Genomic DNA, 24,003 nt, shown 5'->3' with positions numbered 1-24,003 from the left:
GAAAGAAACGGGCGATTAACCGTGGCGGCGTTCGAAGTCCAGCATAAAATCGGTTAACGCCTTCACGCCGTCCAGCGGCATCGCGTTGTAGATGGAGGCACGCATGCCGCCCACCACCCGGTGGCCCTTCAGCGCGTGCAGCCCGGCGGCAAACGACTCTTCAAGGAACAGTTTATCCAGCGCGCTGTCCGCCAGCTGGAACGGCACGTTCATGCGGGAGCGGTTGGCTTGCGCCACATCGTTACGATAGAAGCCGCTGTTATCGATCACGCCATACAGCAGTTCGGCTTTCTGCTGGTTGATCTTGTCCATCGCGGCGACGCCGCCCTGCTGTTTCAGCCACTTAAACACCAGACCGGCCAGATACCAGGCGAACGTCGGCGGCGTGTTAAACATCGAGTCATTCTCGCTTAACACGGTGTAGTCGAGGATTGACGGGCAGGCCACGCTGGCTTTACCCAGCAGATCTTCACGCACGATAACCAGCGTCAACCCTGCCGGGCCGATATTCTTCTGCGCGCCAGCGTAGATCACGCCGTAGCGGTTGACATCAATTTCGCGAGACAAAATAGTGGAGGAGAAATCGGCGGTCACGATGACGTCGTCGCCGAAGTTCGGCGTATCGTCAATCGCGATACCGTCAATGGTTTCGTTCGGGCAGTAGTGCAGATACGCCGCGCCCGGCGTCAGCTGCCACTCGCTCATTGGCTTGACCGCGCGCTTGCCGTCGACGGTGATTTTCGCCTCGATGACGTTAGGCGTGCAGTATTTCTTCGCCTCTTTGACCGCGCTGGCCGCCCAGTAGCCGGCGTCCACATAGTCAGCGACGTTTTTATCGCCGAGGATGTTCAGCGGGATCCCGGCGAACTGGCCGCGGCCGCCGCCATGGCAGAACAACACTTTATAGTTGGAAGGGATGTTCAGCAGAGAACGGAAGTCCTGTTCTGCCTCTTCTGCCACCTGGATGAACTCCTTACCACGGTGACTGATTTCCATGACCGACGTACCCAAACCGTGCCAGTCGCACAGTTCCTGCTGAGCCAGTTTGAGTACTTCCGCCGGCAGCATTGCCGGGCCCGAACTGAAGTTATAGACCTGAGCCATTTCCCCTCACCACGTTGCTATGTTGTTTTGCCCGCGAACCGCCGCGGGCATAAGTTATTCCTGTGGCTATCGGTTTTATCATTCAGTGACACGGTCCGCAATGGCTAAAACTCGCCGACGGCAAAACGCGGCGGCCGTCACACAACAGAATCTATCGGCTTGACGTAATAAAACCGACATATTTGCTGTCAGGTGAGCCGTTTCGCCCGGCTGGCCTTCGACCATTCTGCATTTGCGCAGCGGGGACATATTCGCTTTTCTCCCGCCTGCATCGCCATCACGATGCTGCAGCGTACGCAGGCGTAGATCCCTTCCTGAGGAATAGTGGTATAGCGCGTGGTGCAGTGCGTCGGGAGGATCGACAACCCGGCCCTCACCTCGTCATCGGGATAATAAAACACGCTGATCTGGCCGTTGGTTTCAAGGATCGCCAGCCGCACCTGGCCGAGCTGCTCGACGCTGTTGACCCGCAGCTCCATAAAAAATTCGAATTCGGTCATATTTTCCGCATGCAGTTTCTCCCAGGCCAGCTGCCCCTCCTCCACCACCACGATAGGTTTCCCCTCCAGCAGATCCTCCAGCTTTTCGCTATGTCCCATCAGCCACATGATGCCGCGATAAAGCAGCGCCAGCGTGACGAAGACCACCAGCACCGGCAACAGCGGGACATCGTCATAAAACGCCACGTCCCCCGCCGCCGAACCGAGGGTCAAAATAATCAGCACCTCAAACAGCGACATCTGCCGCACGCCGCGCCGTCCGGTAATTTTGAGGAAAATAAAGACCAGAACGAAGGTGTAGAGGCTGCGCAGCGCCACCTCGCCGAGAAATTCCACCGGCACTTTATCGAGCGCCATCCGCTGCCAGTCAAAGGCTTTCATTATCATCTCCCTGAGCATTAAAAGATGTCTCTAAGCATAGCCAGATGATGGAGATAGCACCTGTCAGATAAAAGCCGTATCATTGCGCGCTTTCCGTACGACAAAAGTGATCGCCATGACCCAAACGTTTATTCCCGGCAAAGATGCCGCACTGGAAGATTCCATCGCTCGCTTCCAGCAAAAATTGCTCGACCTCGGATTTGATATCGAAGAGGCCTCGTGGCTGAACCCGGTGCCGCACGTGTGGTCCGTTCACATTCGCGATAAGGAATGCGCGCTGTGCTTTACTAATGGTAAAGGCGCCACCAAAAAGGCAGCCCTCGCCTCCGCGCTGGGCGAATATTTCGAGCGCCTGTCCACCAACTATTTTTTCGCTGACTTCTGGTTAGGCGACACTATCGCTAATGGCCCGTTCGTTCACTACCCGAACGAAAAGTGGTTCCCGCTGACCGAAAACGACGAGGTCCCGGAAGGTCTGCTGGATGCCCGCCTGCTCGCGTTCTACGATCCGGACGATCAGCTGACGGCCAGCATGCTGGTGGATCTGCAATCCGGTAATGATGAGCGCGGCGTGTGCGGCCTGCCCTTTACCCGCCAGTCCGACGGCGAAACGGTCTATATTCCTATGAATATCGTCGGTAACCTGTATGTCTCCAACGGCATGTCCGCCGGCAACACCCGTAATGAAGCTCGCGTGCAGGGCCTGTCCGAAGTCTTTGAGCGCCACATCAAAAATCGCATCATCGCCGAAAGCATCAGCCTGCCGGAGATCCCGGCGGAGGTCATGGCGCGTTATCCGGGCGTCGTGGAGTCGATCGCCAAACTGGAAGCCGAAGGTTTTCCGATCTTTGCCTATGATGGCTCGCTGGGCGGCAAGTATCCGGTTATCTGCGTCGTGCTGTTTAACCCGGCAAACGGCACCTGCTTCGCCTCTTTCGGCGCCCACCCGGACTTCGGCGTGGCGCTGGAGCGTACGGTCACCGAACTGCTGCAGGGCCGTAGCCTGAAAGATCTCGACGTCTTCACGCCGCCGACCTTCGACGATGAAGAGGTCGCCGAGCACGCTAACCTTGAAACCCACTTTATCGACTCCAGCGGACTGATTTCCTGGGATATGTTCAAGCAGGATGCCGACTATCCGTTCGTTGACTGGAGCTTCTCCGGCACCACAGAAGAAGAGTTCGCCACCCTGATGGCCATCTTCAAGGCCGAAGATAAAGAAGTGTATATCGCCGACTACGAGCACCTGGGCGTTTACGCCTGCCGTATCATCGTCCCGGGGATGTCGGATATTTACCCAGCGGAAGATCTGTGGCTGGCGAACAACAGCATGGGCGCTCATCTGCGCGACACCATTCTGTCCCTGCCGGGCAGCGAGTGGGAAAAAGAAGATTACCTGGCGCTGATCGAGCAGATGGACGATGAGGGTCTGGATGATTTCACCCGCGTTCGCGAACTGCTGGGCCTCGCCACCGGCAAAGACAACGGCTGGTATACCCTGCGCGTCGGGGAGCTGAAAGCCATGCTGGCCCTGGCCGGCGGCGATCTGGAGCAGGCGCTGATCTGGACCGAGTGGACCATGGAATTCAACGCTTCGGTCTTCAGCGCCGAACGTGCTAATTACTATCGCTGCCTGCAGACCCTGCTGCTGCTGAGCCAGGAAGAGGAGCGTCAGCCGCTGCAATACCTGAACGCCTTCATCCGTATGTACGGCGCCGAGGCGGTCGAAGCCGCCAGCGCGGCGCTGAGCGGGGAAGCGCCGTTCTATGGCCTCCAGGCTGTCGACAGCGATCTGCAGGCCTTCCCGGCCCATCAGTCGCTACTGAAGGCTTATGAAAAACTGCAGCGGGCGAAGGCAGCGTTCTGGGCAAAATAAGCCCTAAGCGCGCCATCGTGGTTGCCAACAACGGAGCCCAATGTGGCTCCGTTGATTTCACCTGACGAGGTGGCCACTATAGTTTGTAGTTGTAAAGTTAATTAATAGTAAATAACGCGCATATAACATTTACCATTCGTTAATTTTAAATAAAATACTCCATATTAATTAACTCAAGAAATGGCGTGAAAACGAAAAAATTCAACATAATTTATAAATTTTAAAATTTATTTTCCTCATAATATTCAATCACTTAATTCAATAAATCACAAAAACCACACACTAAAAAGGCATATAGTTCCGGTGAGATATGATCTATATCAATTTCCCTTCTATAATGCTTTGTTAGTATCTCACCGCCAACTTATATAAAGAGAGAGTTAGTGTGAAAGCTGACAACCCTTTTGATCTTTTGCTCCCTGCCGCGATGGCGAAAGTCGCCGAAGAAGCAGGTGTCTATAAAGCAACGAAGCATCCGATGAAGACCTTTTATCTGGCGATCACCGCTGGCGTTTTCATCTCCATCGCTTTCGTATTCTATATCACCGCGACCACCGGCACTGCCGCGATGCCTTATGGGATTGCCAAGCTTATCGGTGGGGTCTGTTTTTCCCTGGGTCTGATTCTGTGCGTTATCTGCGGCGCTGACCTCTTTACCTCTACGGTATTGATCGTGGTGGCGAAAGCCAGCGGTCGAATTACCTGGGGGCAACTGGCAAAAAACTGGCTCAACGTCTATTTTGGTAACCTGGTGGGCGCACTGCTGTTTGTGCTGCTGATGTGGTTATCAGGCGAATATATGACTGCCAACGGCGGTTGGGGGCTTAATGTCCTGCAGACCGCTGACCACAAAATGCACCATACTTTTGTGGAGGCCGTGAGCCTGGGTATCCTCGCTAACCTGATGGTTTGTCTCGCCGTATGGATGAGCTATTCCGGTCGTAGCCTGATGGATAAAGCGATGATCATGGTCCTGCCGGTAGCGATGTTCGTTGCCAGCGGCTTTGAGCACAGCATCGCCAACATGTTTATGATCCCGATGGGTATCGTAATCCGCAACTTTGCAAGCCCGGAATTCTGGACCGCAATCGGTTCGACTCCGGAAAGTTTCTCTCACTTGACCGTTATGAACTTCATCACTGATAACCTGATTCCGGTAACTATCGGGAACATTATCGGCGGGGGTCTGCTGGTCGGGTTGACATACTGGGTCATTTACCTGCGTGGCAACGACCATCACTAAGGGTTGTTTCAGGCAGTAAATAAAAAATCCACTTAAGAAGGTAGGTGTTACATGTCCGAGCTTAATGAAAAGTTAGCCACAGCCTGGGAAGGTTTTGCGAAAGGTGACTGGCAGAATGAAGTCAACGTCCGTGACTTTATTCAGAAAAACTACACCCCATATGAAGGCGACGAATCCTTCCTGGCTGGCGCGACTGAAGCGACCACCAAGCTGTGGGACACCGTAATGGAAGGTGTAAAACAGGAAAACCGCACTCACGCGCCTGTTGATTTTGACACTGCCCTGGCTTCCACCATCACCTCTCACGACGCAGGCTATATCGAGAAAGGTCTGGAAAAAATCGTTGGTCTGCAGACCGAAGCGCCGCTGAAACGTGCGATCATCCCGTTTGGTGGTATTAAAATGGTTGAAGGTTCCTGCAAAGCGTACAATCGCGAACTGGACCCGATGCTGAAAAAAATCTTCACCGAGTACCGTAAAACTCACAACCAGGGTGTTTTCGACGTCTATACTCCGGACATCCTGCGCTGCCGTAAATCCGGCGTACTGACCGGTCTGCCGGATGCTTACGGCCGTGGTCGTATCATCGGTGACTACCGTCGCGTTGCGCTGTACGGTATCGACTTCCTGATGAAAGACAAATTCGCCCAGTTCAACTCACTGCAAGCGAAACTGGAAAGCGGCGAAGATCTGGAAGCGACCATCCGTCTGCGTGAAGAAATTGCTGAACAGCACCGTGCGCTGGGCCAGATCAAAGAGATGGCGGCTAAATATGGCTACGACATCTCCGGTCCGGCAACCACCGCTCAGGAAGCTATCCAGTGGACCTACTTCGGTTACCTGGCTGCCGTGAAATCTCAGAACGGCGCGGCAATGTCCTTCGGTCGTACCTCCAGCTTCCTGGATATCTACATCGAACGTGACCTGCAGGCGGGTAAAATCACCGAGCAAGACGCGCAGGAAATGGTTGACCACCTGGTCATGAAACTGCGTATGGTTCGCTTCCTGCGTACCCCGGAATACGATGAACTGTTCTCCGGCGACCCGATTTGGGCAACGGAATCCATCGGCGGTATGGGCGTTGACGGCCGTACTCTGGTGACCAAAAACAGCTTCCGCTTCCTGAACACCCTGTACACCATGGGGCCGTCTCCGGAGCCGAACATCACTATCCTGTGGTCTGAAAAACTGCCGCTGAGCTTCAAGAAATTCGCGGCTAAAGTGTCCATCGATACCTCTTCTCTGCAGTATGAGAACGATGACCTGATGCGTCCGGACTTCAATAACGACGACTACGCTATCGCATGCTGCGTAAGCCCGATGGTTGTTGGTAAGCAAATGCAGTTCTTCGGTGCTCGCGCCAACCTCGCGAAAACCATGCTGTACGCTATCAACGGCGGCGTGGATGAAAAACTGAAAATGCAGGTGGGTCCGAAATCTGAACCGATCAAAGGCGACGTCCTGAACTTCGACGAAGTCATGGAGCGCATGGATCACTTCATGGACTGGCTGGCTAAACAGTACGTCACTGCGCTGAACATCATCCACTACATGCACGACAAGTACAGCTACGAAGCCTCTCTGATGGCGCTGCACGACCGTGACGTTATCCGCACCATGGCGTGTGGTATCGCGGGTCTGTCCGTTGCTGCTGACTCCCTGTCTGCTATCAAATATGCGAAAGTTAAACCGATTCGTGACGAAGACGGTCTGGCTGTTGACTTCGAAATCGAAGGCGAATATCCGCAGTTTGGTAACAACGATGCTCGCGTCGATGACATGGCCGTTGACCTGGTTGAACGTTTCATGAAGAAAATTCAGAAACTGCACACCTACCGCAACGCGATCCCGACTCAGTCTGTTCTGACCATCACCTCTAACGTGGTATATGGTAAGAAAACCGGTAACACCCCAGACGGTCGTCGCGCTGGCGCGCCGTTCGGACCAGGTGCTAACCCGATGCACGGTCGTGACCAGAAAGGCGCTGTTGCCTCTCTGACCTCCGTAGCGAAACTGCCGTTTGCTTACGCGAAAGATGGTATCTCTTACACCTTCTCTATCGTACCGAACGCACTGGGTAAAGATGACGAAGTTCGTAAGACCAACCTGGCGGGTCTGATGGATGGTTACTTCCACCACGAAGCGTCCATCGAAGGTGGTCAGCACCTGAACGTGAACGTGATGAACCGCGAAATGCTGCTCGACGCGATGGAAAACCCGGAAAAATATCCGCAGCTGACCATCCGCGTATCTGGCTACGCTGTACGTTTTAACTCCCTGACTAAAGAACAGCAGCAGGACGTTATTACCCGTACCTTCACTCAGACCATGTAATTCCCTGTCTGACTGAAAAAGCGTACAATAAAGGCCCCACATCAGTGGGGCCTTTTTAACAAGCAATCCCCGCCCTAGCCTGCTTTGCCAGTTATCTATACTTTGGGTATCTGTCAAAACAGACTCGACACAGCCGCTGAGCTGTGCACCAACACGGCCCCGGATGGGCCACATCTGGAGAAAACACCGCAATGTCAGTTATTGGTCGCATTCACTCCTTTGAATCCTGTGGCACCGTTGATGGCCCGGGCATCCGCTTTATTACCTTTTTCCAGGGCTGCCTGATGCGTTGCCTGTACTGCCATAACCGTGATACATGGGATACCCACGGCGGCAAAGAAATCACCGTTGAAGAGCTCATGAAAGAGGTGGTGACCTACCGTCACTTTATGAATGCTTCCGGCGGCGGCGTCACCGCATCGGGCGGTGAGGCGATCCTGCAGGCGGAGTTTGTTCGCGACTGGTTCCGCGCCTGTAAGAAAGAAGGTATTCATACCTGTCTCGATACCAACGGCTTTGTCCGTCGCTACGATCCGGTTATCGACGAACTGCTGGAGGTAACAGACCTGGTGATGCTGGATCTCAAGCAGATGAATGATGAGATTCACCAGAACCTGGTCGGCGTCTCTAACCATCGTACGCTGGAATTCGCCCAGTATCTGGCGAAGAAGAATATCAATGTCTGGATCCGCTACGTGGTGGTTCCGGGCTGGTCAGACGATGATGACTCCGCGCACCGCCTGGGCGAATTTACCCGCGATATGGGCAATGTCGAAAAAATCGAGCTGCTGCCCTACCATGAGCTGGGCAAACACAAATGGGTAGCGATGGGCGAAGAATACAAGCTGGACGGCGTCCATCCGCCGAAGAAAGAGACCATGGAGCGGGTAAAAGGCATCCTTGAGCAGTATGGCCACAAAGTGATGTACTAATCCCGTCCGGGCCGGTGAAGCACCTATGCCGGCCTGCAACGGCGTGGGAAGCCGTATCCGTCCAGCCATTGCCTTCTCATGCAAAGCGACAGGTTAGTTCTGCAGCAGTAAACATAGGTAATTGAAACGGATGACGCGCAGCATACGCTGCGCGTTACAGGATCAGGCATGCGCCACCGGCGTTGGATGATGCCCGGCTTTGCGCAGCAGGGTCAGCAGATAGATAAACGACACGCTGGCGATCATGATAAACAGCAGGTTATCAGAGAAGTTCTGCATCAGCATCGCCGTCAGCGTCGGGCCCAGCAGGCTGCCGATGGTATAGCTCATCAGCAGCGCCTGGTTCATCGCCACCAGCTGATGGTGCTCCACTTTCTCACAGGCCCAGGCCATCGCCACCGGATACAGAGTGAAACCGGATGCCCCAAGCACAAACAGCGCCGGCGCCATTGCCGCCTGGCTGAGCATCGCCAGACATCCCAGAATCACCACAAAAACCTGCACCCGCAGCACCAGCAGGCGACCGTAGCGGTCTGCCAGCCGCCCTACCGGCCACTGGCCGAGGATCCCCGCGCTCACCATCACCGCCATCCAGAAGCCAATGCCGGCGTCGCTGACGCCCTGATGGTTCAGCCACAGCGGCATCAGGCCATACAGCGAACCGAGGACAATCCCCGAGATAATACAGCCATTGACCCCGTGGCGCGCCTGGCGCAGTTTCAGCATTGGCCAGATACGAACTGTTTCATGCGGCTCTTCAGCCTGTCCCATAATACGGGTAAACAGCAGCGGCAGGATCGCCGCCAGCGCCAGGCCCGTCACCCACGGCAGGACGCTCATTAAATCAGTGGGTAGTTTACTGACCATCAGTTGGCCGAGTACGGTACCAACGTAATAAACCATCATGTACGCCGCCAGCAGACGACCGCGGCTGCGAGAAGTGCCGCTGCAGACCAGCGCGCTTTCCACTACCACCCAAATCATCGCGCAGCCTACGCCGGCGATAAACCGCCAGCTCAGCCACGTCCAGAAGCCCACGGTGATCCCCAGCCCTACGCAGCCGACGGCAAAGATTAACGACGCGAGATAATAGCTGCGGTTAAACCCCAGGCGCTTGATCACCCAGCCGGCAAGCAACGTACCGGCCAGGTTGCCGGTAAAATAAGATGACCCCACCATGCCGACCTGCCAGGTTGGCATATTTTCATGGGCGAGCCACAGCGGGACGAGCGTATTCAGCACCGCTATCGCCAGGGTCAGTAAAAGCAGGCCACAGAGCAGCATTTGCACTGGCCGGGTGTAGATGGTCATGGGTAAAAACCGTGAGGAATGTTCAGATCGCGAGCGCATCATGCCACCGCTAAAAACATTGTCAATCCACCTGAAATCAGGCCTGACGCGGTTTTGCAGGGCACGATAGAAGTTTTTTATCCACAGAAGGGGGAAAGGTGAGGCAACAAATAATACGCTATTGTTTTTCTTAATTTATTAATAAATCCCGGCGTTAATTTCAGTCGAAAAATTTCATCTATCAACAGCACGTTTTCATCATGCCGGCACGCCTGCGCCGGCATGATGAGGCTGATTAACTGGCGATAGCCATCCCGACGGTCATATGCAGACCATAGAATACGCCGCGGCCAATCATCTCTCCCGCCAGCACCAGAACAAACGCCAGGCCGAGCAGCGAGAGCGCCGGCTTGCGGCCGCGAATCTGCGGCACGCACCAGCAGGCCAGGGCCAGCGCTAGCAGCACCACGCGCCAGGCCATAAGCAGCCCATAATCCGGCACCAGGGCGGAGGCCTGCTGAACTGAGCTGCGGATAGTGGCGAGTTCAATCCCCTGCATCAGGACCACCACAATACTCGCCAGCAGCGCCAGCAAAGTGACCACCGGCAGCAGGCGCATCGCCCAACCGTCGACGCCTGCGACGCGCAGCAGCAGATAGCCCAGCAGCGGGCCGCCGATAAACAGCGTCAGGAAGAAGCTCAGCGGCGTCCAGACGGTATACCAGGTCGGCACCGTGTCGATGGTGTTATAGACCCGCACCATCATCCAGACGAAGATCACCCCCAGCGCCATGGTCACTACCAGCCACAGGCTACGCAGTCCGGCAGGCAGCTTTTTGCACACGGCCAGCAGCCAGCCAATCCCGCCAATGGCGAAGAAGATCGCCCCGCTGGCTATCTCATTACTCAGCGACGAGGCCCCCACGCGATTGAGCGAATTAAAGGCCCGCAGCGGCGAACCGAGGTGCATTGTCGAGGCGATAAACCCGACCCCCATCAATACCCACAGGCCGAACATGCTACCTACCACGCGCTGCTCCTGCTCACGGGAAAGCTTGCCCGTCATCAGCGCCAGCGCCAGGACGATGAAGCCGCCCGCGACGCACTGGCCGAAGACCGTAAAGATCATCAGCGGCCATTCATGCCATCCGTTTCCCATATCACACCTCCTTCGGGTTCGCCAGGTAACCAGTGGTATCGCCACACGGCCGGGCATTGGCGTTAGGTTTGATCACGATGCTCGGCCGGGTAAAGTGCGCCGAAGGCAGCGGCGCCACCGCCGCCAGCTGGCCGTGCTTAGCGCGCAGTTCGGCAATCGGCCCGAAATCGAGCGCCCGCAACGGGCAGGACTCGACGCAGATCGGCTTTTTCCCTTCGGCGACGCGCTCATGACAGCCGTCGCACTTAGTCATATGGCCTTTATCGGCGTTATACTGCGGCGCGCCGTACGGACAGGCCATATGGCAGTAACGGCAACCAATGCAGACCTCTTCGTTGACCACCACAAAACCGTCTTCGCGCTTGTGCATCGCACCGCTCGGGCAGACCTTGGTGCAGGCCGGATCTTCGCAGTGGTTACAGGCGATGGAGAGGTAATAGGCGAACACGTTCTGATTCCAGACGCCGTTATCCTCCTGCCAGTCGCCGCCGGCATATTCATAGATGCGGCGGAAGCTGACCTCCGGGGTCAGATTTTTGTAGTCCTTACAGGCCAGTTCGCAGGTCTTGCAACCGGTGCAACGGGCGGAATCAATAAAAAATCCATACTGAGTTGTCATCGGTTACTCCTTACAGCTTCTCAACCTGGACGAGGTTGGTATGCGACGGGTTTCCCTTCGCCAGTGGCGAGGGGCGCTGGGTGGTCAGCACGTTGATGCTGCCCGCCTGATCCACACGCGAGGCGTCCGGGTTATACCAGGCCCCTTCCCCCAGCGCGACCACGCCGGGCATCATGCGTGGGGTCACCTTCGCTTCGATATGCACTTCCCCACGGTCGTTGAAGATGCGAATGCGATCGCCGTTGGCAATGCCGCGCTGGCGGGCATCGATCGGGTTAATCCACATCTCCTGCCGACAGGCGGCCTTCAGTACATCAACGTTGCCGTAGGTTGAGTGAACGCGTGATTTATAGTGAAAACCGGTCAGTTGTAGCGGGTATTTTGCCGTCAGCGGATCGTTGTAGTTTTCGAAGCCCGGGGTGTATATCGGCAGCGGATCGATAACATCCCCTTCCGGCAGCTCCCAGGTGGCGGCGATTTTCGCCAGATCCTGCGAGTAAATTTCGATCTTGCCCGAAGGCGTGGTCAGCGGATTAGCCTGCGGATCCTCACGGAAGGCTTTGTAGGCCACATGATGACCTTGCGGATCGCGCTGCTTATAGATGCCCTGCTGACGGAAGGTGTCGAAATCCGGCAGGTCGGGAATCGCTTTGCGCGACTGCTCATACAGATAGCGCATCCAGCCTTCCTGGGTACGGCCTTCGGTAAATTTCTCCTCGACGCCAAGGCGCTTCGCCAGCTCGCTGGTCATCTCATAGATGGTTTTACATTCGAAACGCGGCTTAATGGCCTGGTCGGCAAAGATGACGTAGGACATGTTGCCGCAGGAGGCATCCAGCGCGAAATCCATCTGCTCAGAGGCGGTGCAGTCCGGCAGCAGAATATCGGCGTATTTCGCTGACGAGGTCATATGACAGTCGATGACCACAATCATCTCGCACTTCTTATCGTCCTGCAGGATTTCGTGGGTGCGGTTGATCTCAGAGTGCTGGTTGATCAGGCAGTTGCCCGCATAATTCCAGATCATTTTGATCGGCACATCGAGCTTATCTTTGCCACGCACCCCATCGCGCAGGGCGGTCATTTCAGGGCCGCGCTCAATCGCATCGGTCCACATAAACATCGAGATGCTGGTCTGAACCGGATTCTCCAGCGTCGGCATACGTTCAAACGGCAGGCTGTAGGAGCCCTCGCGCGCACCGCTATTGCCGCCGTTGATCCCGACGTTACCGGTCAGAATGGCGAGCATCGCGATAGCCCGGGTGGCGATTTCGCCGTTGGCATGACGCTGAGGCCCCCAGCCCTGGCTGATATAGGCCGGTTTAGCGGTGGCAATTTCCCGCGCCAGTTTAACAATGCGTTCGCGCGGAATACCGGTAATGGTCGAGGCCCACTCCGGCGTTTTGGCGATACCGTCAGTGCCCTCGCCAAGAATGTAAGCTTTGTAATGACCATTGGCTGGCGCACCGGCGGGCAGCGTTTTCTCGTCGTATCCCACGCAGTATTTATCGAGGAACGGCTGATCGACCAGATTCTCGGTGATCATCACCCACGCCAGACCCGATACCAGCGCCGCATCGGTGCCGGGGCGAATCGGGATCCATTCATCTTCGCGTCCGGCGCCGGTGTCGGTATAGCGCGGATCGATAATGATCATCCTGGCATTGGATTTCTGGCGCGCCTGCTCAAGATAGTAGGTCACCCCGCCGCCGCTCATCCGCGTTTCCCCGGGGTTGTTGCCGAACAGCACTACCAGCTGGCTGTTTTCAATATCCGACGGGCTGTTGCCATCTGCCCAGCCGCCGTAGGTGTAATTCAACCCGGCAGCAATCTGCGCGGATGAATAGTCGCCGTAATGATTGAGATACCCGCCGCAGCAGTTCATCAGACGGGCAATCAGGGTTTTCCCCGGCGGCCAGGAGCGGGTCAGCGTGCCACCCAGCGTGCCGGTGCCGTAGTTCAGATAGATGGACTCGTTGCCGTAATCTTTAATCAGCCGCTGCGTCGTGCTGGCGATGATATCGAAAGCCTCTTCCCAGCTGATTTTCTCGAATTTACCCTCACCGCGTTTACCTACGCGCTTCATGGGATATTTCAGCCGATCGGGGTTATAAACCCGGCGGCGCATAGAACGTCCGCGCAGGCAGGCGCGCACCTGATGCAGGCCGTCATAGTTATCGTCACCGGTATTATCGGTTTCAACGTATTTAATCGCGCCATCCACCACGTGCATGCGCAGCGGGCAGCGGCTACCGCAGTTGACGGTGCATGCGCTCCAGACCACCTTCTCACTGGCCGGGGCTGGCGTGTCGGCGGCATGGGCCATACGGGTAAAGGGTAATGTTAGTGCGTTGCTGGCCAGCGCCAGGCCGCCTATTGCCGTGGTTTTCATCAGACCACGGCGGCTTACCTCAGCAGCCAGTAAAGCATCGGGGGCTTTAATTTTCATGGATACTCGCTTTGGTTGCTCACAATAAACTGATAAGCGCTATATAGTCATATATATAATGCTTTGAAATATTATTGGTTTTTTATGCTGATTTAATCCAAAGGGAGTATCACTGCATTCGCGGAAGGGATTATTGCCCGGTATCAATAAGGGTGTAAAAAAAGCGCCCGCAGGCGCTTTTAAGGGAGAAGGTAAAAATTAACCGATATATTCGAGGCCGCGCATATACGGGCGCAGGATTTCCGGGATCTCGATACGGCCATCGGCCTGCTGATAGTTTTCCATCAGCGCCACCAGCGTACGACCAACCGCCAGGCCAGAACCATTCAGGGTATGAACGAGACGGGTCTTCTTGTCGGACTTGCTGCGGCAGCGAGCCTGCATACGACGCGCCTGGAAATCCCAGACGTTAGAGCAGGAAGAGATCTCACGGTAGGTGTTCTGCGCCGGGACCCACACTTCGAGGTCATAGGTTTTGCAGGCGCTGAAGCCCATATCGCCGGTGCACAGCGCGACCTTACGGTACGGCAGGCCCAGCAGCTGCAGCACTTTCTCGGCGTGGCCGGTCATCTCTTCCAGCGCCGCCATGGAGTCTTCCGGACGGACAATCTGCACCATCTCAACTTTATCGAACTGGTGCATACGGATCAGACCGCGGGTGTCGCGACCATAAGAACCCGCTTCGGAACGGAAGCACGGCGTATGGGCGGTCATTTTGATCGGCAGATCGTCTTCATCGATAATTTCATCACGCACCAGGTTGGTCAGCGGCACTTCCGCCGTCGGGATCAGCGCGTAGTTGCTGCTGTCAGCCTCTTCTTCCAGCGGGCGAGTATGGAACAGGTCGCCGGCGAATTTCGGCAGCTGGCCGGTGCCATACAGGGTGTCCTGGTTTACCAGGTACGGGACATAGTTTTCGCTATAGCCATGCTGTTCAGTGTGCAGATCCAGCATGAACTGCGCCAGGGCGCGGTGCAGACGGGCCAGCTGGCCTTTCATCACCACGAAGCGCGAACCGGTGAGCTTAACGGCGGCGGCAAAATCCAGCCCGCCGTGCATTTCACCCAGCGTCACGTGATCGCGCACGTCAAAATCGAACTGGCGCGGCGTGCCCCAGCGGCTGACTTCAACGTTGTCGTTTTCGTCACGGCCAACCGGCACGTCATCGTGAGGAATATTCGGGATCGCCAGCGCGATATCGCGGATTTCCGCCAGCAGCGCTTCCAGCTCGGATTTTGCGGCATCCAGCTGTTCGCCGAGTTTGTTCACTTCCAGGCGTAATGGCTCGATGTCTTCCCCGCGCGCTTTCGCCTGGCCAATGGATTTCGATCGGGAGTTGCGCTCCGCCTGCAGGTTTTCCGTTTGCACCTGCAGAACTTTACGACGCTCTTCAAGCGCGCGAAGTTTATCTACATCCAGCTTAAAGCCCCGGCGTGCCAGTTTTTCTGCGACTGCGTCTGGCTCGGTACGCAGCAGATTGGGATCGAGCATGCTTATCCTGTGCTTATCGAATTAAAAAAAGAAAAGTGGCCGCAGGCTACGGCCACGGAAATAGTGTAATAACCTTACCGCAACGCCTCAATTAGCGGTAGCGTTTTATCGGGCTATTTTGATCCTGTTCAGCGAGCCAGGCGAGCTTTTCGCCAATTTTGCCCTCAAGCCCCCGGTTTGTCGGGTGATAATAGCGCGTTTGCGCCATTTCCTGCGGGAAGTACTGCTCGCCGGCGGCGTAGGCGTTAGGTTCGTCATGAGCGTAGCGATACTCCTGCCCGTAGCCCATCTCTTTCATCAGCTTCGTCGGCGCATTGCGCAGATGCACCGGAACGTCATAGTCCGGACGGTCTCGCGCATCGGCCAGCGCCGCTTTAAAGGCGGTGTAGACCGCATTGCTCTTCGGCGCGCAGGCCAGATAGACAATAGCCTGGGCAATCGCCCGTTCGCCTTCCGCCGGCCCGACGCGGGTGAAGCAGTCCCACGCCGATATGGCCACCTGCATCGCCCGCGGATCGGCGTTGCCGACGTCTTCCGAGGCAATCGCCAGACAACGGCGGGCAACATACAGCGGATCGCCCCCGGCGGTGATGATCCGCGCGTACCAGTAAAGCGCCGCGTCCGGCGCGCTACCGCGCACCGACTTATGCAGGGCGGAAATCAAATCGTAGAAACGGTCGCCTTTATTATCAAAGCGCGCGCTGCGCTCGCCGGCGATCTCGGTCAGCAGTTCCGCCTTCAGCACCCGCTTGCCCGCATCATCGCTCTCGGCCATATCGGCCATCATTTCCAGGGTATTCAGCGCCCGCCGCGCGTCGCCGTTCACCAGTTCGGCGATGGCCCTGCGGGTCTCATCCGGCAAAACGATATCCTGGCCACCGTAGCCGCGGGTTTTATCGTTCATCGCCTGGTCAAGCACCCGCTCGATATCGTCGGTAGTGAGCGATTTCAGTAAATAGACGCGGGCGCGGGAGAGCAGCGCTGAGTTAAGCTCAAAGGAAGGGTTTTCGGTGGTCGCGCCAATAAAAGTGATAGTGCCATCTTCAATATGCGGCAGAAAGGCATCCTGCTGGCTTTTATTGAAGCGATGCACTTCGTCAACAAACAGAATCGTTCGTCGGCCGGCGTTGCGATTCTGCCGCGCGCGCTCAATGGCCTCGCGGATCTCTTTCACCCCGGAGGTCACCGCCGAGATCCTTTCGACATCGGCGCTGGCATAACGGGCGATAACTTCCGCCAGGGTAGTCTTGCCGGTACCCGGCGGCCCCCAGAGGATCATCGAATGCAGGTGCCCGGCTTCGATCGCCCGCGGCAGGGGTTTGCCCGGCGCCAGCAGGTGCTGCTGGCCAATATACTGCGCTAAATTTTCTGGCCGCATGCGAGCGGCCAGAGGTTGAAACGCGTTGTCGGAAAAATCGAGCGACAGATTGCTCACTTTCGCCTCTACTTACGTTGATCGTCCACCGTCACCCCTTTCGGCGGCGTAAAGGTGAACTTAGATGCGTCGACGGCGCCGTTCTGCTGCGATTTCAGCTGATAGCTGCTGCGCTGATCGTCCTGCTCGACGGCGCTGAACTGATGGATGGTGCCGTCCCGACCGACGTTGATCGTGAACTGCTTCAGGTTGCCGCTGCCGCTTTTCGGCGTCAGCACAAAATCATCGCCGTTTTGTTTGATATTGTACTGCTGCCAGTCGCTGGACTGGTTGCGGGCAATCAGCATAAACGGCGTGTTGCTGGTGGCGTCTTTCAGCCAGGTCGCCGTGGCCTGCTCGACGAACGGGTTATAGAACCACAGGGTTTTACCATCCGAAACGAGGACGCTCTCATCCGGCTGGGTCATATGCCAGTTAAACAGATTCGGGCGTTTTACCCACAGGTCGCCCTGTCCGTCCTGCACGGCGTTGCCGCTGCCGTCGGTGACTTTTTGCGTGAAGCTGGCATGGAAGCTGCTCACTTTATCAAGACGGCTTTTTAAGTCACTGGCCGCATCTGCCCAGACCTGGCTGACGACCATACCAGACAGTAATGCACAGGTGATTGCGAGTTTTTTCATTGTTCTTCCTTAATGTGCGTCACTCCCGACGCGGGAGCCTCTTCTGCCCCTAATGTAGGACCGCCGACGGCGGCGGGACAGAAGAATTGGCTGATTTTGCGCTTATTTACCCAACTTTGCACTCATTCAAAGGGCGGCGGCGCCAGCACTTCGCGGTTACCGTTATGGCCCTGCTCGCTGACAATGCCCTGCGCTTCCATCTGTTCGATGATACGCGCGGCACGGTTATAGCCAATGCGGAACTGGCGCTGCACCCCGGAAATCGACGCTTTACGCTTCTCGGTCACAAAGCTGACCGCCTGATCGAACAGCGGATCCAGCTCTTCACCGCCGTCGAAACCGCCGCCGCCGCCTTCGCTTTCGCTGTCGGAGGTAATGCCGTCAACATACTGCGGACGACCGCGGGCTTTCCAGTCCTGAACCACAGCGTGGACTTCCTGGTCGCGAACAAACGCCCCATGGACGCGCACCGGCGTGGTGGAGTTCGGCCCGGAGTAGAGCATATCCCCCATCCCCAGCAGCGATTCCGCACCGCCCTGATCGAGAATGGTACGCGAGTCAATTTTACTCGACACGGTAAAGGCGATACGCGTCGGAATGTTGGCCTTAATCAGACCGGTAATGACATCCACCGACGGACGCTGCGTCGCCAGCACCAGGTGGATCCCCGCCGCACGCGCTTTCTGCGCCAGGCGAGCGATCAGCTCTTCCACCTTCTTACCGACGGTCATCATCAGGTCGGCGAATTCGTCCACCAGCACCACTATGTACGGCAGCTTTTCCAGTACCGGGTGCACGGCGTCCATACTGTCGCCTGGCTTCCAGTATGGATCCGGGATCGGACGGCCCATGCGTGCCGCTTCAGCAATCTTCTCGTTATAGCCCGCCAGATTACGTACGCCCAGCGCCGACATTAGCTTGTAGCGACGCTCCATCTCGTTGACGCTCCAGCGCAGCGCATTGGCGGCGTCTTTCATGTCGGTGACCACTTCCGTCAGCAGATGCGGAATACCTTCGTAGACCGACAGCTCGAGCATTTTCGGGTCGATCATAATGAAACGCACATCTTCCGGCTGCGCTTTGTAGAGCATGCTGAGGATCATGGCGTTGACGCCGACTGACTTACCGGAACCGGTGGTACCGGCCACCAGCAGGTGCGGCATTTTCGCCAGATCGGCCACCACCGGATCGCCGGCGATGTCTTTACCCAGCACCACGGTCAGCGGCGACGGGTTATCACGGAACTTGCTGTTGTCGAGCACTTCACGCAGGTAGACGGTCTGGCGCTTTTTATTCGGCAGCTCAAGCCCGACATACGGTTTACCCGGGATCACTTCCACCACGCGCACGGCGACCGTGGACAGCGAACGCGCCAGATCCCGTGACAGGTTAGAGATTCGCGCCGCTTTGACGCCAGGCGCCAGATTCAGTTCGAAACGGGTGATCACCGGCCCCGGCGAGTAGTTCACCACATCCGCTTTAATGCGGAAGTCGGCGAGTCGCGCTTCCACCAGTCGTGCCATCTGCTCAAGAGCAAAGGTATCCACCGGCTCGACTTCACTGGGCGGCGGCGTGAGCAGATCCAGCGACGGCAGCGGCGTTGTCGGCTTTTGCAGCGGTCGACTATCGCCATTGCGCATCAGCAGCGGGTGGATCAGGCTCTCCTGCGGCGCAGGCGCGGCAGGCTGGTGCCCCTGCGGGGCAACCGGCTGTTGCGGCACTGGCTGAGGGTGTACCGGCTGGTGCTGCGCAGGTTGATAACCCTGCTGCGGAGCGGCGGCCGGTTGTTGATAGTGCTGGGCTGGCTGCTGCGGCTGTACTTCCGGTGTCGGCGTAAACAGCGGCTCGCTCGGACCCTCATTGACCAGCGTTTTCATCGGCGAGAATTCATAATCCGCCGGCGAGAACGGATTAGCGCCCGGCGGCTGCTCGGAGGCGTAGCGCTGCTGCTGGGTGGCGGCAAACTGGCGCGCCAGCTCCGCTTCCGCCGCGGCATCGGCGTCATCGTCATCAGTCGCGTTCTCGTCTTCCCAGCGATGGCCATAGCGCTGCTGTTGAGTGGCGGCGAACTGGCGAGCCAGCTCATCCTGCTCCATAGCATCCGCTTCCTCATCCGAGAGCAGCTCATCATCATAATGGGGGTCGCGCTCGGCCTGCCGCGCGCGCTGTTCAGCTTCCCGCTGCGACGGTAGCTTGATGCCGTAGGAGGCCAGTTCCCGACGCGTCGGGACGCGAACGCGATTTGGCCGCGGTAGTTTTGGACCAATGCCCTCTTTCACCTGGACCCGCGGTCCGCTGGAGGCCGGGCTGAACAATGGCGCTGTCGCTGCGGACGCGGCGGTCGCCGTCTTCGCAGCGGCTGCGCCGCCGCTGGCAGCCGTTGCCTGATGCACTCCTGCCGCCACCGCAGAAACTACGGTTGACTCCACGGGCGGTTTGGACGGCGAGGCGGGCGGCGTCAGCGGTTTGGTGGCGATCGGACTTTCCGGCTCCGGAATAGGCTGATACCAGGAAGCCAGCAGCTCGCGTTCGCGCGCCCGCTTCTCTTCCACTTCCTCGAAATAATAGAGCGGCGGACGTTTCACTTCTTCCTGCACGACCTCAGGCTCTGGCTGCGCGGCAGGTACCGGCGCGGGCTCAGGCTGATACGCCTGCGGCGCAGGCTGACCGGCATGCGGATCGTAAGCCGGCTGCTGATACGGCGCAGGCTCGGGTTGATACCCCTGCGGCGCAGGCTGGACAGCATGCGGATCGTAAACCGGCTGCTGATACGGCGCCGGCTCTGGCTGATACCCCTGCGGCGCAGGCTGAGCAACATGTGGATCGTAAACCGACTGCTGATACGGCGCCGGCTCTGGCTGATACCCCTGCGGCGCAGGCTGGACGGCATGCGGATCGTAAACCGGCTGCTGATACGGCGCAGGCTCAGGCTGATACGCCTGCGGCGCAGGCTGACCGGCATGCGGATCGTAAGTCGGCTGCTGATACGGCGCAGGCTCGGGTTGATACCCCTGCGGAGCCGGCTGACCGGCATACGGATCGTAAACCGGCTGCTGATACGGCGCAGGCTCGGGTTGATACCCCTGCGGCGCAGGCTGGCCGGCATACGGATCGTAAACCGGCTGCTGATACTGCACTGGCTCAGGCTGATACGCCTGCGGTGCCGGCTGACCGGCATGAGGAGCATAAGCAGGCTGCTGATACGGTGCCGGCTCTGGCTGGTAGGGCTGCGGCGGGTAACCAGCTTCCGGCTGATAAACCGGCGCAGCGCCCTGATGACCAGCCGGTGATTCGGCCCACGGCTGCGGCGCGGCAGTGGCCGCCGCCGCTGCGCCCACCGGCTCAGCGATACTCTGGCCGTTCAGCAACGGATCGTAAGGGTCGAAATCGCCCGGGCGCGCGGCGCTGGCGCCGGAGAACAACACATCATTCTCGGCGGGACGCGCGGCGCTGGCGCCGGAAAACAGTACATCGTCGGCGGCAACAGGCGCACCGCTGGCGCTGTACTGCACTGCCTCTTCCCCGTCATCCATCCGTTTGCCGGAGAAAAGCGCCGCGTCGGTTTTACGCCCCATGGGGTTGGTAAACTTCTCAGCGAGACGTTTACGCCGCGCCAGTGCGCTGCGCAAGATACGGGCGCGACGCGACTCCAGGGGGGTTGCCGCCTCTTCGTCGTCGTACTCTTCATCGTCGTCTTCGTATTCGCCTTCATCGACCCAGGTATCATCCCGACGGGTACGATTGCTGGCAAAGGTGAGCACGGACAGGATGCCGCCGCCCAGTTTTTCCGCAATGCTGACCCACGACCAGCCGGTAAACAGCGTCAGGCCGGCCGCCCAGATGCACAACAGCGCAATGGTGCCGCCGCTGCTGTGCAGCAGCGGTTGCAGGGTGGTGCTCAGCAGGCTGCCAATCACCCCGCCAGAGGCGAAGTACCAGATATCATCGGCGTTAATCGCCGCCAGACCGCAGGAGGTCAGGATCAGGGCTAACGCACCGATGAGGCGCAGCGAAACGGCGAAATAATCAATATATTCGTCATTTTCCTGATGCCGCCAAGCAAACCAGCATCCGCCGATGATGATCACCGGGATGGTGTAGGCCATGACGCCAAAAATGAAAAAGAGGGTATCGGCAAGCCACGCGCCGGGGGCGCCGCCTAAATTATGGATAGGCTCATGCCATGCCGTTTGCGACCAGCTTGGGTCCGAGGGGTTAAAGCTCAGTAATGCCGCCATCAGCCAGATGGCGAAGAGGGAGCAAAGGATGAGCATCGCCTCGAGGAGTCGGCGCCCGCTGCTGAGTTTGGTAAGTTTGACTTCTTTGTCTTCGGTGTATTCCTGGCTCAAGAAAGGCTCTCCAGGTATCAGGCTGTTTCCTGCCTGCTGCTAAAACGGACAACAGCGCCGGGTCTCCCCGGCACTGTTGCTGTATGGATTAACAGGAGTGTAATCAAACTACGTCGAGTTTGCACCTGTTCCGTGTTAGCGCGTCTTAATAACCAGACGATTACTTTGCTTGACTTCTTCCATTACCACATAGGTACGGGTGTCGTTAACGCCCGGCAGGCGCAGCAAGGTCTCGCCCAGTAATTTACGATACGCTGACATATCCGGTACGCGGGTTTTCAACAGATAGTCGAAATCACCGGAAACCAGATGACACTCTTGAATTTCTTCAAGTTTTTGCACTGCGGCGTTAAATTGCTCAAACACATCCGGTGCGCCACGATTCAGAGTAATCTCAACAAATACCAGAAGTGATGCATCCAGATAATGCGGGTTGAGCAGCGCCGTATAGCCCTGAATAAAACCCTGTCTTTCAAGACGACGCACACGCTCAAGGCAAGGCGTCGGAGAAAGTCCCACCCGTTTAGAAAGCTCGACGTTAGAAATTCGCCCATCTTTTTGCAATTCATTCAGGATGTTACGATCAATGCGGTCGAGATCTTTGCCAGGGCGCTTCTTGCTATCTACCATTATTATTGTCTCTCTGTATTCCTTCCCTACTCCTGTTCCGGCTCTGTGCCTTCACTGCCAGAGCCCATCCTGTTATTACCCGTACGACATTGGGTAACCCAGGGGTACGTGAGAAGCCCGTTGCCTGACGGCAGTCACCGACATCACGCATGGCGTCTGTCCACACCATGCGTAGATTTCGTTAACCCGGATAAAAATGGCATTTGCGTGCATGAAAATTCGCCGCACGCCAAATACTGCTTTTCTTCTTCCTTGAATGTTTTCGCAAAAGCACAGGGGATTGTCAAAGCAAAACATCGATTTTTAGTACAAGATGCCAGATATTCATCATCTACCCTGGTTGATTCTCATTTTTTCGTCTTATAATTGTCCCGCCAACAGTAGAAATAGTTATATTCCTTGCCGGGAAAATCGCCAATTCATCGGCCGCTTCTATTGCACACATCGTTAACAAAATCGCTGCGCTCTTTTTTTACGACAACAAATTCCCTACAATCCCAGCCCAATGTATGCCAATTATTATGGGGATCTCATGGGCACAGCCAAACACAGTAAACTGCTTATCCTTGGTTCTGGACCTGCGGGATACACCGCGGCGGTCTATGCCGCACGCGCCAACCTGCAGCCGGTGCTGATCACCGGGATGGAAAAAGGCGGTCAGCTGACCACCACGACGGAAGTGGAAAACTGGCCAGGCGATCCGAACGATTTGACCGGTCCGCTGCTGATGGAGCGCATGCACGAGCATGCCACGAAATTTGAAACCGAGATTATTTTCGACCATATCAGCCGCGTCGATCTGCAAAACCGGCCGTTCCGTCTGACCGGCGACAGCGGCGAATACACCTGTGACGCGTTGATTATCGCCACCGGCGCTTCCGCCCGTTACCTGGGCCTGCCTTCCGAAGAAGCCTTCAAGGGCCGCGGCGTTTCCGCCTGCGCCACCTGTGACGGATTCTTCTATCGCAACCAGAAAGTGGCGGTGATCGGCGGCGGCAACACCGCGGTTGAAGAGGCTCTGTATCTGTCAAACATCGCCTCTGAGGTACACCTTATCCACCGTCGCGATTCCTTCCGTGCGGAAAAAATCCTCATCAAACGCCTGATGGACAAAGTGGAAAGCGGCAACATCGTGCTGCATACCGATCGCACCCTCGAAGAGGTGACCGGCGACCAGATGGGCGTCAGCGGCCTGCGTCTGCGCGATACCAAAAACAGCGACAACGTCGAGTCCCTGGAAGTAGCCGGTCTGTTTGTCGCCATCGGCCACAGCCCGAACACCGCCATCTTTGAAGGTCAGCTGGAGCTGGAGAACGGCTACATCAAAGTGCAGTCCGGTATCCATGGCAATGCGACCCAGACCAGCATCCCGGGCGTGTTCGCCGCCGGCGATGTCATGGACCATATTTATCGTCAGGCTATCACCTCCGCCGGCACCGGCTGCATGGCAGCGCTGGACGCTGAACGTTACCTCGACGGTCTGGCTGACGCCTGCAAATAATCTTTACAAGTCAGTAACAAAGGTAAAGAAGGCGACGAAAAGTCGCCTTTATTTTTGCCGCGATGTAACATTGCCGTGCCCAATATTCCG

16 protein-coding genes are annotated in these 24,003 nt (G+C 57.0%); 5 read left to right on the top strand and 11 right to left on the bottom strand.

Annotated features, from left to right (window positions below):
- Nucleotides 1–15 precede the first annotated feature (15 nt).
- Together serC and GQR96_RS08360 are read right to left on the bottom strand one after the other, a co-directional pair.
- Nucleotides 16–1,104 carry a 3-phosphoserine/phosphohydroxythreonine transaminase gene (gene serC / locus GQR96_RS08365; protein WP_069734265.1) on the bottom strand — a complete coding sequence of 363 codons (1,089 nt, stop codon included), beginning with the start codon at nucleotides 1,102–1,104 and terminating at the stop codon, nucleotides 16–18.
- A gap of 188 nt (nucleotides 1,105–1,292) precedes the next feature.
- Nucleotides 1,293–1,985 (bottom strand): DUF421 domain-containing protein, encoded by a 693-nt coding sequence (locus GQR96_RS08360; protein WP_004201382.1) that lies wholly within the window; start codon nucleotides 1,983–1,985, stop codon nucleotides 1,293–1,295.
- Between the two features lie 115 nt (nucleotides 1,986–2,100).
- On the opposite strand from GQR96_RS08360, the gene ycaO reads away from it, so the two are divergent.
- The 4 genes from ycaO to pflA all read left to right on the top strand — a co-directional run bounded on the left by ycaO (nucleotide 2,101) and on the right by pflA (nucleotide 8,370).
- A complete protein-coding gene (gene ycaO, locus GQR96_RS08355) occupies nucleotides 2,101–3,861 on the top strand; it encodes a 30S ribosomal protein S12 methylthiotransferase accessory factor YcaO (RefSeq protein ID WP_069734272.1) in 1,761 nt (586 codons plus the stop codon).
- A 385-nt stretch (nucleotides 3,862–4,246) separates the two neighbouring features.
- Nucleotides 4,247–5,104 (top strand): formate transporter FocA, encoded by an 858-nt coding sequence (gene focA, locus GQR96_RS08350; RefSeq protein ID WP_004201380.1) that lies wholly within the window; start codon nucleotides 4,247–4,249, stop codon nucleotides 5,102–5,104.
- Between the two features lie 51 nt (nucleotides 5,105–5,155).
- A complete protein-coding gene (gene pflB, locus GQR96_RS08345) occupies nucleotides 5,156–7,438 on the top strand; it encodes a formate C-acetyltransferase (protein ID WP_004201379.1) in 2,283 nt (760 codons plus the stop codon).
- Nucleotides 7,439–7,629: 191 nt separating this feature from the next.
- A complete protein-coding gene (gene pflA, locus GQR96_RS08340; RefSeq protein ID WP_002898145.1) occupies nucleotides 7,630–8,370 on the top strand; it encodes a pyruvate formate lyase 1-activating protein in 741 nt (246 codons plus the stop codon).
- A gap of 162 nt (nucleotides 8,371–8,532) precedes the next feature.
- Here the strand turns inward: pflA and GQR96_RS08335 are convergent, their stop codons facing one another.
- The 9 genes from GQR96_RS08335 to lrp all read right to left on the bottom strand — a co-directional run bounded on the left by GQR96_RS08335 (nucleotide 8,533) and on the right by lrp (nucleotide 22,412).
- Entirely contained in the window at nucleotides 8,533–9,681 is a 1,149-nt protein-coding gene (locus tag GQR96_RS08335; RefSeq protein ID WP_004201378.1) for an MFS transporter, read from the bottom strand.
- A 274-nt stretch (nucleotides 9,682–9,955) separates the two neighbouring features.
- Nucleotides 9,956–10,819: a dimethyl sulfoxide reductase anchor subunit family protein gene (locus GQR96_RS08330; RefSeq protein ID WP_065878988.1), complete on the bottom strand. Its 864-nt coding sequence runs from the start codon at nucleotides 10,817–10,819 to the stop codon at nucleotides 9,956–9,958.
- 1 nt (nucleotide 10,820) lies between these two features.
- The gene (locus tag GQR96_RS08325; protein WP_004201375.1) at nucleotides 10,821–11,438 is read right to left on the bottom strand and encodes a DMSO/selenate family reductase complex B subunit; all 618 of its coding nucleotides are present in this window, start codon (nucleotides 11,436–11,438) and stop codon (nucleotides 10,821–10,823) included.
- A 10-nt stretch (nucleotides 11,439–11,448) separates the two neighbouring features.
- The gene (dmsA, locus tag GQR96_RS08320; protein WP_064178113.1) at nucleotides 11,449–13,887 is read right to left on the bottom strand and encodes a dimethylsulfoxide reductase subunit A; all 2,439 of its coding nucleotides are present in this window, start codon (nucleotides 13,885–13,887) and stop codon (nucleotides 11,449–11,451) included.
- A 198-nt stretch (nucleotides 13,888–14,085) separates the two neighbouring features.
- The gene (gene serS / locus GQR96_RS08315; RefSeq protein WP_004201371.1) at nucleotides 14,086–15,378 is read right to left on the bottom strand and encodes a serine--tRNA ligase; all 1,293 of its coding nucleotides are present in this window, start codon (nucleotides 15,376–15,378) and stop codon (nucleotides 14,086–14,088) included.
- 91 nt (nucleotides 15,379–15,469) lie between these two features.
- Nucleotides 15,470–16,813 (bottom strand): replication-associated recombination protein RarA, encoded by a 1,344-nt coding sequence (rarA, locus tag GQR96_RS08310; protein ID WP_004201370.1) that lies wholly within the window; start codon nucleotides 16,811–16,813, stop codon nucleotides 15,470–15,472.
- 8 nt (nucleotides 16,814–16,821) lie between these two features.
- Nucleotides 16,822–17,433, bottom strand: a complete 612-nt coding sequence (gene lolA, locus GQR96_RS08305) for an outer membrane lipoprotein periplasmic chaperone LolA (RefSeq protein WP_004201368.1) — start codon at nucleotides 17,431–17,433, stop codon at nucleotides 16,822–16,824.
- Between the two features lie 122 nt (nucleotides 17,434–17,555).
- On the bottom strand, nucleotides 17,556–21,782 hold the full coding sequence (locus tag GQR96_RS08300) for a DNA translocase FtsK 4TM domain-containing protein (protein WP_236948504.1): 4,227 nt from the start codon (nucleotides 21,780–21,782) through the stop codon (nucleotides 17,556–17,558).
- A 135-nt stretch (nucleotides 21,783–21,917) separates the two neighbouring features.
- Nucleotides 21,918–22,412 (bottom strand): leucine-responsive transcriptional regulator Lrp, encoded by a 495-nt coding sequence (gene lrp / locus GQR96_RS08295; protein ID WP_000228469.1) that lies wholly within the window; start codon nucleotides 22,410–22,412, stop codon nucleotides 21,918–21,920.
- A gap of 532 nt (nucleotides 22,413–22,944) precedes the next feature.
- On the opposite strand from lrp, the gene trxB reads away from it, so the two are divergent.
- The gene (gene trxB / locus GQR96_RS08290) at nucleotides 22,945–23,913 is read left to right on the top strand and encodes a thioredoxin-disulfide reductase (RefSeq protein ID WP_004201366.1); all 969 of its coding nucleotides are present in this window, start codon (nucleotides 22,945–22,947) and stop codon (nucleotides 23,911–23,913) included.
- The last annotated feature ends 90 nt before the right edge of the window (nucleotides 23,914–24,003 follow it).

Origin of the sequence: Klebsiella sp. PCX (assembly GCF_021869705.1) — a bacterium.
Lineage (GTDB): Bacteria > Pseudomonadota > Gammaproteobacteria > Enterobacterales > Enterobacteriaceae > Klebsiella > Klebsiella quasipneumoniae.
The sequence above is the reverse complement of the archived record's forward strand: the minus strand, read 5'-3'. Positions and strand labels throughout refer to the sequence as shown.